At 39.4% G+C, this 15,824-nt stretch carries 20 protein-coding genes; 17 read left to right on the forward strand and 3 right to left on the reverse strand.

The window, feature by feature from the left end:
* From AC1DPK_RS33300 to AC1DPK_RS33310, 3 genes are all read left to right on the forward strand, one after another.
* The coding region (locus AC1DPK_RS33300; protein WP_477512937.1) for a GNAT family N-acetyltransferase at positions 1-535 on the forward strand (535 nt) is incomplete at its 5' end.
* Positions 536-571: 36 nt separating this feature from the next.
* Positions 572-955, forward strand: coding sequence for a nuclear transport factor 2 family protein (locus AC1DPK_RS33305; RefSeq protein WP_477512938.1), 384 nt, complete (start codon positions 572-574; stop codon positions 953-955).
* A 43-nt stretch (positions 956-998) separates the two neighbouring features.
* Positions 999-1,706, forward strand: a complete 708-nt coding sequence (locus AC1DPK_RS33310) for an aspartate/glutamate racemase family protein (RefSeq protein ID WP_477512939.1) — start codon at positions 999-1,001, stop codon at positions 1,704-1,706.
* A gap of 220 nt (positions 1,707-1,926) precedes the next feature.
* Here AC1DPK_RS33310 and AC1DPK_RS33315 read toward each other — a convergent pair whose 3' ends face one another.
* Complete coding sequence (locus AC1DPK_RS33315; RefSeq protein WP_477512940.1) at positions 1,927-3,852, reverse strand: glutaminase domain-containing protein; 1,926 nt, start codon at positions 3,850-3,852, stop codon at positions 1,927-1,929.
* A 141-nt stretch (positions 3,853-3,993) separates the two neighbouring features.
* On the opposite strand from AC1DPK_RS33315, the gene AC1DPK_RS33320 reads away from it, so the two are divergent.
* From AC1DPK_RS33320 to AC1DPK_RS33330, 3 genes are read left to right on the forward strand one after another with little or no spacing between them, the layout of a single operon-like run.
* A complete protein-coding gene (locus AC1DPK_RS33320) occupies positions 3,994-4,830 on the forward strand; it encodes an AraC family transcriptional regulator (RefSeq protein ID WP_441909947.1) in 837 nt (278 codons plus the stop codon).
* Positions 4,827-5,366 (forward strand): histidine phosphatase family protein, encoded by a 540-nt coding sequence (locus AC1DPK_RS33325; protein ID WP_477512941.1) that lies wholly within the window; start codon positions 4,827-4,829, stop codon positions 5,364-5,366. The genes AC1DPK_RS33320 and AC1DPK_RS33325 overlap by 4 nt, the downstream gene beginning before the upstream one ends.
* 34 nt (positions 5,367-5,400) lie before the next feature.
* A complete protein-coding gene (locus AC1DPK_RS33330) occupies positions 5,401-5,601 on the forward strand; it encodes a DUF4177 domain-containing protein (protein ID WP_477512942.1) in 201 nt (66 codons plus the stop codon).
* Positions 5,602-5,652: 51 nt separating this feature from the next.
* Here the strand turns inward: AC1DPK_RS33330 and msrA are convergent, their stop codons facing one another.
* Complete coding sequence (msrA, locus tag AC1DPK_RS33335) at positions 5,653-6,168, reverse strand: peptide-methionine (S)-S-oxide reductase MsrA (RefSeq protein ID WP_339209569.1); 516 nt, start codon at positions 6,166-6,168, stop codon at positions 5,653-5,655.
* Between the two features lie 213 nt (positions 6,169-6,381).
* Here msrA and AC1DPK_RS33340 point away from each other — a divergent pair, with 213 nt between their 5' ends.
* Together AC1DPK_RS33340 and AC1DPK_RS33345 are read left to right on the forward strand one after the other, a co-directional pair.
* On the forward strand, positions 6,382-7,155 hold the full coding sequence (locus AC1DPK_RS33340) for an HAD-IIB family hydrolase (protein WP_477512943.1): 774 nt from the start codon (positions 6,382-6,384) through the stop codon (positions 7,153-7,155).
* Between the two features lie 53 nt (positions 7,156-7,208).
* The gene (locus AC1DPK_RS33345) at positions 7,209-7,754 is read left to right on the forward strand and encodes a GrpB family protein (protein ID WP_477512944.1); all 546 of its coding nucleotides are present in this window, start codon (positions 7,209-7,211) and stop codon (positions 7,752-7,754) included.
* An 81-nt stretch (positions 7,755-7,835) separates the two neighbouring features.
* On the opposite strand, the gene AC1DPK_RS33350 is transcribed toward AC1DPK_RS33345, so the two are convergent.
* Positions 7,836-9,038: a serine hydrolase domain-containing protein gene (locus AC1DPK_RS33350; RefSeq protein ID WP_477512945.1), complete on the reverse strand. Its 1,203-nt coding sequence runs from the start codon at positions 9,036-9,038 to the stop codon at positions 7,836-7,838.
* Positions 9,039-9,273: 235 nt separating this feature from the next.
* On the opposite strand from AC1DPK_RS33350, the gene AC1DPK_RS33355 reads away from it, so the two are divergent.
* From AC1DPK_RS33355 to AC1DPK_RS33395, 9 genes are all read left to right on the forward strand, one after another.
* Entirely contained in the window at positions 9,274-9,615 is a 342-nt protein-coding gene (locus tag AC1DPK_RS33355; protein ID WP_477512946.1) for a cupin domain-containing protein, read from the forward strand.
* 156 nt (positions 9,616-9,771) lie between these two features.
* Positions 9,772-9,945, forward strand: a complete 174-nt coding sequence (locus tag AC1DPK_RS33360; RefSeq protein WP_477512947.1) for a hypothetical protein — start codon at positions 9,772-9,774, stop codon at positions 9,943-9,945.
* The gene (locus AC1DPK_RS33365) at positions 9,942-10,004 is read left to right on the forward strand and encodes a hypothetical protein (RefSeq protein ID WP_477512954.1); all 63 of its coding nucleotides are present in this window, start codon (positions 9,942-9,944) and stop codon (positions 10,002-10,004) included. The genes AC1DPK_RS33360 and AC1DPK_RS33365 overlap by 4 nt, the downstream gene beginning before the upstream one ends.
* A gap of 15 nt (positions 10,005-10,019) precedes the next feature.
* Positions 10,020-10,601, forward strand: coding sequence for a histidine phosphatase family protein (locus AC1DPK_RS33370; RefSeq protein WP_477512948.1), 582 nt, complete (start codon positions 10,020-10,022; stop codon positions 10,599-10,601).
* Positions 10,602-10,656: 55 nt separating this feature from the next.
* A complete protein-coding gene (locus tag AC1DPK_RS33375; protein WP_477512949.1) occupies positions 10,657-11,352 on the forward strand; it encodes an HAD family hydrolase in 696 nt (231 codons plus the stop codon).
* A gap of 221 nt (positions 11,353-11,573) precedes the next feature.
* Positions 11,574-12,671, forward strand: a complete 1,098-nt coding sequence (locus tag AC1DPK_RS33380; RefSeq protein ID WP_477512950.1) for a GerAB/ArcD/ProY family transporter — start codon at positions 11,574-11,576, stop codon at positions 12,669-12,671.
* On the forward strand, positions 12,668-14,140 hold the full coding sequence (locus tag AC1DPK_RS33385; RefSeq protein ID WP_477512951.1) for a spore germination protein: 1,473 nt from the start codon (positions 12,668-12,670) through the stop codon (positions 14,138-14,140). Before AC1DPK_RS33380 ends, AC1DPK_RS33385 begins: the two co-directional genes overlap by 4 nt.
* Positions 14,141-14,142: 2 nt before the next feature.
* Positions 14,143-15,288: a Ger(x)C family spore germination protein gene (locus AC1DPK_RS33390; protein WP_477512952.1), complete on the forward strand. Its 1,146-nt coding sequence runs from the start codon at positions 14,143-14,145 to the stop codon at positions 15,286-15,288.
* A gap of 119 nt (positions 15,289-15,407) precedes the next feature.
* Positions 15,408-15,656 (forward strand): hypothetical protein, encoded by a 249-nt coding sequence (locus AC1DPK_RS33395; RefSeq protein ID WP_477512953.1) that lies wholly within the window; start codon positions 15,408-15,410, stop codon positions 15,654-15,656.
* Positions 15,657-15,824: the final 168 nt, after the last annotated feature.

A 15,824-nucleotide genomic window follows, 5' to 3' on the forward strand; every position in this document is an offset into this window, starting at 1 on the left:
GCTGATTGTGATCATTGAGACGGAACGGTTAATTTTAAGAGATTTTGTGACCAATGATTTCGAAGATATACATGTGTATGCATCGAATCCGATCGTAGTGAAGTACATGTTATGGGGACCAAACTCGAAAGAGGATACACAAAGCTATATGAATATGATAGCCGATATGCAAAAGCAACAGCCTCGACTTGGTTATGAACTCGCAGTGGTCATGAAAGAGAACAATCAGTTGATCGGTGGTTGTGGAATTCACATCATCAAGCCTTCACAAGGAGAGCTTGGTTATTGCTTTAATCATAACTATTGGGGAAGCGGCTTCGCATCAGAGGCTGCGGCTGCCTTGCTTGAATTTGGATTCCGTGAGCTCAGTCTTCATCGCATATTTGCAACCTGTCGCCCAGATAACATTGGTTCGGCTAAAGTGCTGCAAAAAATAGGGATGAAATATGAAGGACATATTAGAGAGCATATGCGCCATAACGAGAAATGGCATGATTCCTATCAATATTCCATTTTAGAAAATGAATATGTATAGAAGAGCCACTTTTCAAAAGGTGAGGTGACAGTGATCATGGTTAGTGAAGAGGATAAAGCAATCATTAATAATTATGTTGCTGCTTATAATTCATTAGATGTAGCGGGAATGGTTAAGTTTTTGCATAACGATATTATATTCAGGAATGTTTCCAATGGCGAAATTAACACTGAAACCAGAGGTATACAAGAGTTTATACAATTGGCGGAAAAATCCTCAAAGATGTTCTCTAGCCGCTGTCAGACAATCATGAGCTATCATGCTGTAGAGGACAAAGTAGAAGTGCAGATTGATTATGAAGGAACACTTGCTGTTGATTTGCCTAACGGATTAGGCGCAGGAGACAAAATACAGTTAAAAGGGAAATCAATATTTGGGCTGGTAGACGGAAAAATTTTTATGATAGAAGATTATAGTTGAAGATAATTGCTAACAGAATAACATTCATTGGAGGTGCTTCACCGTGAAGACAATTGGTCTGATAGGCGGCATGAGCTGGGAGTCATCTGTGCTCTATTACCAAACCATTAATCAAAAGATAAAAGAAAAGTTAGGGAAACTTCATTCTGCAAAAAGTATCATGTATTCAGTAGATTTCGAAGAAATTAAGACTCTCCAGGAACAGGGGAAGTGGGACGAAGCAACTGAGATCATGATTGATTGTGCACAAAAACTAGAATTAGCCGGAGCAGAGTTCATTATAATATGTACGAATACGATGCACAAAATGGCCAAAGAAGTAGAGGATGCGGTATCCATCCCACTGCTTCATATCGCAGATGCAACAGCAAATGAAATAATTAAAGATGGAATAAAGAAGGTTGCTTTGCTTGGTACGGCTTTTACAATGGAACAGCAATTTTACAAGGGAAGACTAAGTGAAAAGTTTGGGCTTGATGTCATTATTCCTAATGAGTCAGAACGAAAGATTATACACGACATCGTCTATGAAGAGCTTTGCCTTGGAATCATAAACGAACAATCCAGAGAATCATATTTAAAGATCATTAATCGTCTTAGTGAGCAGGGAGCAGAAGCTATCATTCTTGGGTGTACAGAAATAACACTGCTCGTATCGCAAGAAAATTGCACTGTCCCATTATATGATACAGCAAGAATTCATGCGGAGTGTGCAGTTGATTTTTCTTTAAGTGAGGAAATTTTTCGCTAACGTTCAGAGTTGATTACTTTAATAAGAGTTATTAATAATCTGCCGGAAGAATCCTTAACGTATTTATGTGATGTTGATATCATCAACTTATGACATTAGAATGGCTTATTCGCGACTATCTAGTGCATATGGAACATCATATAAACAATCAGATATTAAATTAATGCAAATGGATGAAATGGGAAAGGCGACCGCTAAGGGTCGCCTTTAATTATACGATCTACTTGATTTTACAAATCTCTTTATCCATAAGCATTTTAATAAATAATCCGCCTTGAACGGTACGGTTTTGGAAGCCTACCATCTTTGCAGTGCTTGTTGAATACCAGTCGCTCATTGGAACACGGCTCTCGGTTTTATCATACGCATGCCAGAGGCGGTCTACAATGGAATTGAAATCTTCCTTATTGTCGCAGAGTGTCGCACTCCAAACGATCCAATCCGATTTGGTGTAGGTGTCACGATTATCAAGCATGAGGCCAAACTCACCTGAATGTCTCTCCAGATAGGCTTTAGTCTCAGCTTTAAATGTATCTTTAGGGAACAATTCGAGACCGAATAATTGATCCCATACCGCATTGTATTTCATGCTAAAGGAATCAGGACGGTCAAATGCTAAACGATAGGTTCCGTCTTCATTAGCAGCCATGACGAGCCAGTTATCTATCATTCCTTTTGCAACATTCATTAATTCCTCTGACTTTTTCTCGTCTCCAGCCATACGGTTTAGAATCGCAAAGCTTGCGATACCCATAATAGCCTTAATCGATAAGTTACAGTTATGCGCGAGATGCCCTGCAAAATCATCCGTACACAGCTGGTTGTCAGGATCTACACCATTGTTAATTAAATAATTGCACCATTTCTCAAGATGGTCCCAGTTCTCTTTGGCAAAAGATACATCATTCTCCGTGACCGCAACAGCAGCTGTGCAAATCAGCATATTTCCACATTCTTCAACGGGCATTTGCCAAGTAGGGCATGTGCCGTGACTATAGACTTGGCCGTTAACGAGTGGATAGGTTCCCGCATCGTGTGGTGCAAAATCATAATACCAAATATCAGTAGCAGCGTATTTAAAAATAGGGCGCAGCATCCCTTTAACGAGCTCTGGGTTGTAAATCAAAAATTGCGGTATGGATGGATACGTAACGTCTACCGTAGCTGCACAGCCATTGCTGAAATTTTCTTTGGATATAAAGAGAACGTTTCCATCGGTATCCGCACAAACCTTATGACCTGCAATTGCTTGTCTGTAGGCTAAGGATACTAGTTCCGCGTACTTCTCGTTGCCTGATTCTGCAGCTTCTGCAAATAGAGTGGATGAGAACTGTTCACACTTTTCAAATAGGTTGTCGTACTCAGATAAAGCCTGCTTCAAGGCATCTTCGATGGTTTCACCGTCTTTTTTCCAATAAGCATTAAGCGGCTCATTAAAATATTCAATCGCTTTGATATCATCATATGCAACAGCAAAAAGCGCATTTGCGTTTTCACCTGTATTTACAGGGATAGACAGCTCAATGTTATGGCTTACCGTACCGTATTCATGTGTATTGGCTACATCGATGACAGAAGCCTTTTCATGATTAGAAGCGAGGTATAAATAACCCCAGTTAATTCTAAGATCATCACCAGCTTTATTTAAAACATTTTGAAATTTGCTTCCAATCTTGCCGCATGTAAAACCTGGCTCGCTAATATCTTTGTAATCGACTGGGAATTCATATTTAAAGTTTTGACATAACTCATCATCGACATTTATTTTTATAGTCACATCATGTGCTTCGCCATTGTTAGATTCGGCTTGTACATGAATATAAGACACGGGTCTAGACATAAGCTTTAAATCATCCATTAAAAGAGGGGTAGTAAACGTAACGAGTAAATGGATTTCATCAGAAGTAAAACGATATTTGCTGGATAATGCATTAATATCTACACCTGTTTGTTTCATTTTTATACCATTATCATTGCCGCCCATAAAACAATATTCTTTTCCGTTAACCACAGCGGCACCGACTAATTTATGAGGTTGGCCCGTCCAATGTTTGGTATCAGCTTCGTTCAGTTCGTTAGCCATAGACCAAACAGAAAAATAAGGATCTACAGTTATAAGTGGGACAGCTGGTGCTCGCATAATCATAGTAATTCCTCCTAAGTTAGATGAAAATGAATGAAATGCAAAACGATTGAATAATGTTATCTGTTGCTGTAATATACAATTTATCATACAAATTACGGTCTGATAATAGAAGTTATCACAATAGATGTGAGGAATATCACAATGAAAGAAACTGTTTATAGCTTTTGGCATCTGCTAGATCCTAAACTTCCATTGAACATCGTAATGGCAGGAATTTCTTATTGCGACAAGAATTATATCATCGAGAGAAAAGGTGAAAATTTATTTTCATTTGAGTATATTATGGATGGAAGCGGTGTGCTCGAGATAGAATCCCAAACGCTGTATCCTCAGAAAAATGATGTATATCTCTTAACTAAAAATAGTTATCATAAGTATTATGCCAGCGAGGAAAATCCGTGGGTTAAAATATGGGTCGTTTTTAATGGGGATTTTGCAGAAAGTTTATTTAAGCATTACTTGCCAGCAGACACCTATATTGTGAAAGATTGCAACATTCTTTCTTATATGAATGAAATTATTAATATTGCATCTGCCAAGCAAAAAAACTACTCTGATATTACAGATGAGATTTCAGTTATTGTGTTAAAAATCATATTGCATTTAAAAAACCATTTGGAAAATAAAGTGCTCTCTATTCCTGAGCGCATTAAACAATGTTTGGATTTAAACATCGAGAATGCTATCGATATTAACGATGTTTCATTACAGCTTGGATATTCGAAAAACTACATTATTAAATTATTCCGAGAATGTTATGGTATAACGCCTTATACTTATTTTCGCAATCGCAAAATAGAGCTCGCCAAGCAATACTTGCTTAACACGAATCTAAACATCAACGAGATATCTACAAAGCTGAATTTTGCCGACCAGCATTATTTCTCTTCATCATTTAAAGCGATTGCGGGCATTACTCCTTCGGAATATAGAAAAAACAGAACTAATCAATTTATAGATGCGGAGGGGTACTCTTGAACATCTACGTAGTCAGACACTGCAAGGCAGAAGGGCAATCGCCAAGTGCTAAGCTTACCGAAGAAGGTTATCTGCAAGCGGAGCGGGTAGCTGAATTTCTGCAGGGCAAACATATCGAACATATCATTTCGAGCCCGTTCCTAAGGGCCATTCAATCTATTTCTCCATTAGCTGAAAAAATTCAGGTAAACTGTCATGTGGATGATCGCTTGTCAGAACGAGTTTTATGTGGCGAAAGCAATGTTAACTGGCTTGAAATGCTTCGTCATACTTTTACAGATCTGGAGATATGTTATGAAGGCGGCGAATCCAGTACTTCTGCGATGAATCGTGCCTTAGCGGTAATAACCGATGTGAGAAATAGCGGGTTTGGCAATGTGGTTATCGTTACCCACGGAAACTTAATGTCCTTGCTGCTTAAGCATTATGATCACAAATTCGGTTTTGAGGAATGGGCATCCTTGTCTAATCCTGATGTCTATCATTTGCAGTTTGAAGGTGAATTACCGATGATACAGCGAATTTGGAATGGCTGAGCTAGATTATTAATAATACAAGGAGGCGATAGGTTTGTACGAATATATGTATGTTGAAACATCATTGGGCGGGTTTTTCTCAGAGGCAAAACATCGAGAAACGATTGATGAATATGCAAAAGAAGGATGGAGATTAGTACAGGTTTTACCGACACATTATAATGGTCACGGAAAACCAACGGCGTATGAAATTATTTTCGAACGTTTAATATCAAATAGGGGCGCAAACACGTAAAAGTGTTGCGTCCCTTTTTTAATCAAGTCATTCATAAAACAAAGCTATTTTCTACTTCCAGTATTTCTCGATAATAGCATCACGGCCAGAATATACTCTTGATTCCTTATAGAACTTTGGATTTTTACGGTGATAGTTCTGGTGATACTCTTCCGCTGGATAGAATACTTCCGCTTCTTGAATCTCTATTACAATCGGCTTGTCAAAACGGCCGCTCTTCCCAAGCTCTTCCTTGGATAATTGAGCAAGTTGGCGCTGTTCTTCTGTGTGATAAAAGATGGCAGCACGGTATTGGCTCTTGCGGTCATTGCCTTGTCCTACAGCATCTGTAGGGTCAATTTGCGGCCAATAAAGCTCAAGCAATTTTTCATATGGGAAGATGTCCGAATCATAAGTGATTTGTACGACTTCCAAATGACCGGTTTCACCAGTCAATACTTGCTCATAAGTAGGGTTCTCTAGCGTTCCGCCCATATAGCCGGACAGAATGCCATGTATGCCGGGCTGTTCTTCAAAAGGACTTACCATACACCAGAAACAGCCCCCGGCAAACGTTGCTTTTTGTATCATTTGCTCTCCCCATTTCCTTAACTAATTAATAAAGCGTTCGTATGAACACTTATTATAAGCTTGATCATTTAATCAGTCTATTGCTTTGGTGGCTTCATAAGAGACATTGTCTAGAAATTCCAAAGCTTTTGCAGTAAACTAATTGAATCTAATTATATCTATTTATAATCAAATAGTACATGACATTCATTTGGAAGTAGGGGATTACTTATGATTTTTGTTTTTGATTTAGATGGAACCATCTGCTTTAAAGGACAGCCTGTTTCAGAAAAGATTTTAAGTGGTTTGGAGGAATTAACTCAAGCAGGGCATGAAGTTATTTTTGCTTCCGCTCGTCCCATTCGAGATATGCTTCCTGTTCTTCATCAACGTTTTCACAACTTTTCTCTTATAGGAGGAAATGGTTCTCTTATTTCTAAGGATGGCAGCATGATCGCTATAGAAACTTTTAATGAAGATTTACGCCTTAACATGTTAAAGCATATTGAAGCGCATCAAGCGACATATTTGATTGATAGCCATTGGGATTATGCCTACACCGGTTCTTTAGAGCATCCGATATTAAAAAATGTTGATGCCTCCAAACTTGCTAAGCTTGTTGCAGTAGAGTCGCTGGAGACCATCGTCAAAATACTAATCCTTACCGCGAATGATATGGAAGCTTTGGAGCAAAAGCTTGCAAGCCTAGAAGTTGTTATTCACAGGCATCGTAATGAAGCTGTCATTGATATTAGTCCAACTCATATTCATAAATGGAGTGCCCTGCAAAAATTAGGGGTGGAAGCCAAACAATTTATTGCATTTGGGAACGATGCCAACGACATTTCGATGTTTCAAAACGCGAAGCATGCGGTCATGATTGGCCATCATGATGAGCTGGCTCTTTATGCATCGGAAGTGATTCCGCTCGCGGGCAATTGCGAAGAACAGATCGTAGAGAAACTGAAGGAGCTCGCTGGCAAGCATGTTCCATTGAATTCATAAATGCTTTTGAGTGATAAGATTTTATTAGAGAACAGCAACATAAGGAGCTCATTATGGAGGAACAATGGATAATTGCAAAACATGATCCAGAATGGAAAAATCAATTTAATGATATCGCTCTAAAAATAAGAAATGCTTTGGGAGATTTGGTCGTTCGTATTGACCATGTTGGCTCAACTTCGATTGCTGGTTTAGATGCGAAGCCCATTATTGATATTCAATTATCCGTTATTGATTTTGAAACGATCATAAACCATAAGAGTGAGATGGAGAAAATAGGCTTCATATATCGAGAAGAAAACGCAGATAAAACGAAAAAGTATTTTCGAGAAATACCGGGCAGTCGAAGAACGCATATTCATGTAAGGCAGTCAGGTAGTTTTTCAGAACAATTAACTTTATTGTTTAGAGATTATTTGTGTGCGCACCCTGACGACTGTTTAAGATATGCCCGGGAGAAACATCGATTGTTTGAGCTTTATAAGGATGAACGCTCCAAGTATGTAGAAGGCAAAGGGCCTATCGTTTGGGATATCATTCAGAAAGCACATATTTGGTCGCAAGAAGCGGGTTGGAAACCATCGGCTTCAGATATGTGAAGGATAAACGTCTTATTAAAAAGGGAGGAGCTGCATGCAAGCGCAGCTCCTCCTTTCCTACATTAATAGAATCTTATGTTCTTACATACCCGATTCTTTAACCAGACGTTTGACCATAGAATGAAGATTCAGCGATTTTAAACTTAAGTTCAGCTCATGGTTAAAAAAGAGGATCAAACCCGATTTGTTGTCTGGATTAAACATCGTTATCGTGAGCACTCCGGGATCAGAGCCGTTGTGTCCGATAACCTTGCCCTTGCTGACACCTTTCAAGTAAAGACTATCCAGCGCTGAATAGCTCCATCCGAGTGCCTGATTGCCATTATCCGACTGCGGTTTGAACATCTTATCAAGTGTGGCCTGCGATAGGATGGTTCCGTTCTCGGCCTGCCCGCCGTTCATGATGGCAAGATAGAACTTAGCAAATTCGGTGGTCGTCGTCTTCAACGTACCATCTGGATAAGTTGGGAAGGAATAGGGCACTAGCGGTTTATGTTTTGCATCATATTGCACGGCAAGTACGTCATTGCTTAATAAATCTTTATGCAGCCATTTGGTATGCTTCATGCCTACCGGGTCAAAGATATGCTGCTGCGTATATTCGGGAAAAGGTGTTTTGGTAATCTCTTCGACTAAATAGCCGAGTAAACCATATCCGACATTGCTGTAGTTGAACGCCGAACCAGGTTTATCTTTCGTAAAGTTTTTTTCTTCGTCGTACCATTTTCCTCCCGGAACGAGAAAATCCTTCATGAACTGCGCGAGTGTAACCGTTGAGTCGCCACCACCACTGTTCGAAGTGTAGAGGCTGTCGTACAGCTTCCAATTGTTATCAATTCCTGAAGTATGATTTAACAGCATGCGGAATGTAATAGGAGTGTCTGGAAATTTAGGATGAACAATACTTATCGGCAAAAATGTATTTATGTCATCATCCAGCTTAATGGTTCCTTTCTCAACAAGCTGCATGACGGCCGTGGCAGTCACTGTTTTGGAAACGGAGGCAATCTGAAATACCGTGTCATTTGTGATCGGTATATCTTTTTCCCTGTCAGCGTCTCCGTAATTAATAATGCGATCAATTTGATTGTCTTTGATTATTGCGATGGATACGCCTGTCATGCCTGATTTCTTCATTTTGACCTGGACGAATTTCTCAAGATCCTTAGGGTTAGAGAAGTCAACCTGAATGAAAGTAATCGTTGCGAAAGCAATTATGAGTGCTCCCAAAATAAGTCCAATGATTTTCCAAACCCGACCCTTCTTCCTTTTCTTCTCCATCATGACGCCACCTTCCGCCTTTTCTCAGGCCGAGTATTTATAACATTTTTTAACCTTACCAGATATAGTAAAAAATCAATTCGCACCGCAGTCGAGTTTGTTGCCTCGACTTTAGACTAGATCGTGCGGGAAATTTGAATTATTATTCTTTTGTTTGTATAATAATTCAACCAGAAATGATGGACAATTTTAATGGCACATTTTACAACAAAATCATTAGAGGTTAGGAGCAATTGAAATGAAAATAAGTAAACAATCTGCTGAACATTATATTTGGGGAGACAACTGTGATGGTTGGCATTTAGTTAAAAATAAGGAATTAAGCGTTATTCACGAAAGAATGCCAGCAAATACTGCGGAAGTAAAGCATTATCATCAAGATGCTAAACAATTTTTCTTTATCTTATCAGGAACAGCTGCTATGGAAATTGGTGATCAAGAGGTGTTTTTAAATCAACATGAAGGAATCGAGGTTCCACCTCAAATCCCCCATCAAATGTTTAATAAATCCAACGAAGAAATTGAATTTTTGGTTATATTTCAACCGAATAGCAGAGGTGACAGGTACGTAATAGATTAATGGAATTAGCCGGCGAATAACATTGATGGGTTTGTTAGTAAGTTAAGGGTAGGAGGGGGAAATAGAGAATCCGTAATTATGATATCATGTAAATATAAGGTATTTGTGAATCTTAATAGACAAAGATAGTTTTTAGGGGGAAAGGGGAGATATGTTGTGAAAGAAAGTAGAATTATTTTAGCGATAATTGTTTTCGGTCTTTCCTGTTATAGTCTAACGACTAAAAACTTTGAAATGATGCCATATTTGATGTTATTTCTAGCCATATTTATGTTAGTAACAGGACTAGCTGAATTTCAAAAAGACAGAAAAAGTTTTTGGGGTATATGAGCATTATTGTTTTTTTATTTACTTTATTTGTTTCCATTCAAGGTTTCTTATTGAATTAGCGGAAGGAGTTAGATATGAAAACGTTTATTTACATGGTCAGGCATGGAGATTCACCTAAAGGAGAAGGGAAGGAGAGAACGCGTGGGCTAACTGAAAAAGGGATTTCAGATGCCCGTATCATAACTGAAATATTGAAAGAAGAGGGAATAGACAATTATATTTCAAGCCCATACAGAAGGGCGATATTGACGATAGAGGAACTAGCGCAGTTTTCTGGCAAAGAAGTATTGGTTTTTGAGGATCTTAAAGAAGTAAACTTTTTAAAAGATGATGAAATCATGCCCGATTTGGAATTGTATCCATTGGTTAAGAAGATGTTCTCTGACCCGGAGTTTTTGTCGCCAGGAGGGGAATCTATTAAGGCTTGTCAGGATCGGTCCATCACAATTCTCAATAAAATGTTAAACGAATATAAAGGACAGAAGATTGTTATAGGAACACATGGAGCTGTTATGACTTTGATGATGGGGTATTTTGATCGTCAGTACGATTTGGACTTTTTATTAAAGACCTCAAAGCCGGATATCTATAGATTGGAATTCGAGGGTGAAATGTTAATAGGAATGGAGAGATTATGGAACACAACTACAGTGTGAGATAATTAAACTATGTTTATTTAAGCATGGGTTACGCTAGGGAGATAGGATGAAAATGATTAAGTATATTATTTTTGATTGTATGGAAACCATAGTTGATTTAATTGAGCTCCCAAATGCAAGTGATTATGCTTACTGGTCTTATGCGAATTCTGGTGTTGAACAGTATTGGGTAAATTTTGATGAGTATTATGAAAAATATAAGCTTGCCAAAAAAACATTAAGTGATAGTTATAAGACACATCAAGAATATGAAATGAAACAAAGAATTGAGTTTATCGTTAACAACACAACCTCTATTAAACAAAATAGACAAGCAGTTATAGATCGTTTATACGAAAATTACTGGGATACCTATAAGTCTAAATGTTTTATTAAGGAAGAAACTAAGCAGGCGGTTGCACAACTTAAAGAAAAATATCATTTGGCAATCGTGTCTAATTTCATGATTAGGGATGGCATAGAAGAGCTGCTGGATATAAATAATTTGATCCATAGTTTTGATTTCATTGTGACTTCCATTGGATTTGGATGGAGAAAACCTGACCCAAGAATTTATAAATACGCAATTGATAAATCTGGTTGTCAGGAGCATGAGATCCTATTCATTGGTGATGATTATGAGAATGATTACGTGGCACCAAGGAAATATGGCATGCATTCACTATGGTTAAACAAGACTAACGAAAAGAAAGATCAAATTGATCAAATTCACGACTTTTATGAATTAACAAGAAAATGTTTAGAGTAGATGCTAAGTTGGAAAACCCGCTTATATTCGATTACATATTGTTACATATAAATGGCAGCCTATGACTTTTTTCGTCCAAGGCTGCCATTTTTTTATTAGGCTGATCTAAGCATAATTTAAATTGAATCCGAGCAACTTGCTTCTTTTGGAATATTAAATTGAAATTAGTACCAAAATAGAGTGAGGATTTACGGATTGTATAGATATGGATGTGATTTCATTTGAGCGGTTCGGGTAATAAAATCAGCTTTGTGCAAATATTTATGATGTTTTCATTAATGAATGGCCTTACCAGCCACGTTATCGTAAATCCGATGATTTTGTCTGCGTCCAAACGTGATTCGTGGATTACTGTACTGATGACAGGTGTGTTTTTTCTTATTTGGATTTTGCTATTGGTCTGGATAATGAACCGATCAGGTCAGCAAGAGTGGAAAAAGTGGCTATCCCGCAGGAGTTCCCCTTTTGTTTCTTGGCTCCTTATCCTTCCCGTTTGCATTCAGATGTATCTCATTGGCGGTATGACCGTCATCCATACGGCTACATGGCATGTTACAAATTATTTGCCCTCTACTCCTAAGATGCTGCTCGTTGTCTCATTGGTATTATTTTGTACAGCCATGTCTATGTGGGGATTAAAGGTCATTGCGATCGTTGCAGGCGTGTTGCTTCCGCTTGTTGCTTTGTTAGGCATTTTTGTCGGTTCATTTAATTCTCCAATGAAAGATTTTTCGTTATTAAAGCCTGTACTTGAGCATGGATGGGGCCCGGTTTGGAACGGAATGGTTTATTCCGGCGCAGGTTTTGTGGAGTTGATGGCGCTTATCGTGCTGCAGCATCATTTGAAGACGAAAGTTCGAGCTTGGCAGCTGCTTTTATATGGCGTATTTTCCATCGTCATTTCACTGGGGCCTATCGTTGGTGCGATTACAGAGTTTGGTCCCATAGAAGCATCCCATCAAATGACTTCGCCATACGAGCAGTGGAGGCTCGTGAAAATTGGGCAATTTGTTGAGCATCTAGACTTTTTATCCATCTTTCAATGGCTGTCTGGCGCGATTGTTCGCATAAGCTTATCGGTGTATTTATTCGTTGAATTGCTTTCTCTTCGTCAAGCACGCAGTCGACACTGGGCAATAGCTATCATTATGGTGAGTTATATCCTTCTGTCACTGTTTCGAGTAAACGAATATACCTTTTATTTATGGATGGATCGTTATTACATGCCAATCTCGCTGGCGGTATTGTTGTCCTTTTCATTTTTATGGATGATTGCCGCCCTGTTCTTAGGATCTGCCTCAAAGGAGGGAAAAACATGAATGGACAAGCACAGTCAAATTCAGAGATCTGGAATGAGGAAAGCTTAAGGGCTCTCTTTGAGGGTTCATCAGATGTCAAAATCCAAGCTTGCCACTTTGGAGAACAAGAAAGCGTTGAAGTCGTGATTGCTTTTGCAGAAGGACTGAGCCATTCAGCCGACATTGGTAAGTTTATTTTACCAGAGCTTAATCGACTCTTTAAAGAACAGGGCTCATTCAAGGATCCAATTGTGCGGTTGTCGAATGTGTTGTCGATTACGGAATTTACAGAAGCGACCGAGGACGCGCTATCGGAGGCTATATTTCAAGGGGATCTGCTGCTCATATTCACTGAAGATAATAAAGTGGCTTTTGTAAGCATAGCAGATAAGCCAACAAGACAGCCATACGAATCCAGTACAGAAATTTCGGTTAAGGGACCAAGGGATGGGTTCGTTGAAGATATTACTGTAAATATTGCCTTAATCCGTAAACGGCTTCGAAGCCCTTCTCTCCATGTAGATAATTTGACAATAGGACGAAGAACAAAGACGCGGATAGGGATTCTTTACTTTTATGACATCATTAATCCTAAGATTTTGGAGGATTTACGCACGCGATTGGACAAGATTGATATTGACGGTTTAATCAGCATTAGCCAGCTAGAGGAATTGTTGTCTGATTTCAAATTCAAGCTATTGCCGATTATGGATTTTACCGGAAGACCCGATTATGCCGTCCAAAGCTTGCTTTCGGGCCGTGTAGTACTCATTATCGATGGGCTGCCGATGGTGTTAATTGCGCCTGCGGGTCTATCACTTATTTTAAAATCTCCAGAGGATGCCCATTTCAACTATGCGTATGTTTCATTCTCAAGAATAATAAGAGGAATCAGCTTATTCCTGTCTATCTTTTTGCCAGCCATTTGGGTTGCGTTAGTGTCGTTTCATCAAGACCAAATTCCATTTCAAATGATGGCTACCATTTCCGTGACTAGGCTGGGGCTGCCGCTTTCTTCGCATATGGAAATGTTTTTGCTGCTCATGCTGCTAGAAATATTTAGGGAAGCGGGAGTAAGGCTTCCTAACGCAATCGGTCAGACACTGACGTCAATTGGGGGGTTGATCATTGGAGATGCAGCCATTCGAGCGGGTTTGGTTTCGCCGTCAGTTGTTGTAGTTGGTGCGATTACCGCCGTTTCGGGGGTAACTCTAGTGAATCAGACGTTAAGCACGCAGGTTAGTATTTTGAGGCTGTTCTTTTTTACACTATCCGCAATTCTCGGCATGTATGGCGTGATCTTAGGTATGGTACTGCTCATTGGTTACATGGGTACTATAAAATCATTTGGCGTAAGCTATTTGGCGCCTTTATCTCCGCTATCCGTCAGGGAGCTGCTTATTTCTTTCTTGAGATTGCCGTGGGATAAAATCAACAAACGACCTACCGCGCTGCAAACGAAAGATCCCGATAAGAAGAAGGAGGATTAGACATGTATATTTTCCGGGCAATAAGCGTGCTTCTGTGCAGTATTATGATTCTAAGCGGTTGCACGAGTATGCCGGAAATTCAAAATATGGCATATGCGACGGCTATTGGCGTCGACTTTAAGGACGGGAAATGGATTGCCTACACACAAATACTCAATTTCTCAAATATCTCGCATAGTGAACAAGTTAGTCTTGGTAAAGCTGTCCCCGTATGGGTAGGCAAAGGGGAAGGGAAAACCATGGCATTAGCATTAACTGACATTAGCAGAACATCCCAGCTGCAGGTGTTTTGGGGTCATGTTAAAGCTGTTGTTATGACAGAAGCGGTGCTCAAGAAGGGTGTCACTGATGTGTTTAGCGCGATTAATCGTTACAGGGAAGTAAGGTACAATATTCTGATCTATGGAACAAAGAGGAGCTTGCCAGAAATATTTATTCAGAAATCGATTTTGAATTTATCCCCACTGGAAACGATCATGTTTACGGCTAGTCAAATGCATTCAATCGTTTCCGTAATCCTTCCTGTTACTGTAAATCGCGTTATTGCGGATTTAAATGAACCTGGAGAGCCGGCAATGATTCCATCACTTGACCTTGATTCTAAAGATTGGTCGGAAGACGAACAACCAAAGCCGATGTTCAGCCTATCAGGTGGTTATTTTTTCAAGAAAAACAAGATGATAGGATGGATGTCAGGACGGGATCTGCTAGGGATTAGATGGGCGGAAGAGGGACTGAAACGTATACCGCTTCAAGTTAATGCCCACGGCTCACCGGCTGCCGTTATTGAATTTTCATCTCCTAGAATGAAAATTAGACCCGAAACGGAAAAGGGAGAAACTCGCTATAATCTTGAAGTTGAGGCAAAGGGCATTGTCATTGAGCTAATGCAAGACGTAACCATTAACCATTTGAAGGAATGTGCTGCTGATGCCATCCGCAAGGAAATCATGAACACCTATAGTAAAGCGTTAAAGTCCCAAATCGATCCGTTTCATCTCAGACAATCGCTTTATCAGTCATCACCCGCGGAGTTTCGGCGCTTGTCCAGCACCGATGATTTTTTCTTGAAAAATGATTCTATCAAGAACATTCAAGTAAATGTCAATCTAATGAATACGGGGAAATATAAGGGGACAAAAAATTAATTGAAGCAGTCATTTGGACTCTAAGCAAGATTCCTCGCAACTCTTGTAACAAGAGCACAATCATGAAGCCTCTACTAATCATAGATTAAAAGGAGCATGATAGTGGGAGGTGAGCTTTAATGGAGGAAATGTATCGTTTCGGCAGAAATAATATGAACTGTAGAGTGCGTGTTCGGACTCGTGATGGCCGTTGCCACGAAGGCGTTATCGTAAATGTTGATAGAAACAATATATATTTACGGACATCGGACAGAGTAAGAACATCAGCATATTATGGTAATGGGTACGGCAATGGATATGGTTATGGTTTTGGGGCAGGTCTACTGACTTTGTCATTGTTTACGCTTCTTGCTATAGCTTTGATTTAAATAAAGAAACCTCAAGTCCATAGTGAAGTGCACCCCTTAGAATAGACATTGGAAAAACCCCTAGGTTATTCCGATGAAATTCTAGGGGGTGTATTTTTGTGGCGGTTAAAGGGCAAAAGTTTAAGCATTATGAAGATACAACGAAAGTGGAGGCAATCCGCTTACATG

Source organism: Paenibacillus sp. 01T424 (genome assembly GCF_056398745.1).

Coding starts and splice junctions, on each gene's coding strand:
- AC1DPK_RS33320 (WP_441909947.1), top strand. CDS start 3,994: ATGAAAGAAACTGTTTATAGCTTTTGGCATCTGCTAGATCCTAAACTT.
- AC1DPK_RS33375 (WP_477512949.1), top strand. CDS start 10,657: ATGATTAAGTATATTATTTTTGATTGTATGGAAACCATAGTTGATTTA.
- AC1DPK_RS33355 (WP_477512946.1), top strand. CDS start 9,274: ATGAAAATAAGTAAACAATCTGCTGAACATTATATTTGGGGAGACAAC.
- AC1DPK_RS33305 (WP_477512938.1), top strand. CDS start 572: ATGGTTAGTGAAGAGGATAAAGCAATCATTAATAATTATGTTGCTGCT.
- AC1DPK_RS33315 (WP_477512940.1), bottom strand. CDS start 3,852: ATGATTATGCGAGCACCAGCTGTCCCACTTATAACTGTAGATCCTTAT.
- AC1DPK_RS33345 (WP_477512944.1), top strand. CDS start 7,209: ATGGAGGAACAATGGATAATTGCAAAACATGATCCAGAATGGAAAAAT.
- AC1DPK_RS33370 (WP_477512948.1), top strand. CDS start 10,020: ATGAAAACGTTTATTTACATGGTCAGGCATGGAGATTCACCTAAAGGA.
- AC1DPK_RS33390 (WP_477512952.1), top strand. CDS start 14,143: ATGTATATTTTCCGGGCAATAAGCGTGCTTCTGTGCAGTATTATGATT.
- AC1DPK_RS33395 (WP_477512953.1), top strand. CDS start 15,408: ATGGAGGAAATGTATCGTTTCGGCAGAAATAATATGAACTGTAGAGTG.
- AC1DPK_RS33340 (WP_477512943.1), top strand. CDS start 6,382: ATGATTTTTGTTTTTGATTTAGATGGAACCATCTGCTTTAAAGGACAG.
- AC1DPK_RS33385 (WP_477512951.1), top strand. CDS start 12,668: ATGAATGGACAAGCACAGTCAAATTCAGAGATCTGGAATGAGGAAAGC.
- AC1DPK_RS33350 (WP_477512945.1), bottom strand. CDS start 9,038: ATGATGGAGAAGAAAAGGAAGAAGGGTCGGGTTTGGAAAATCATTGGA.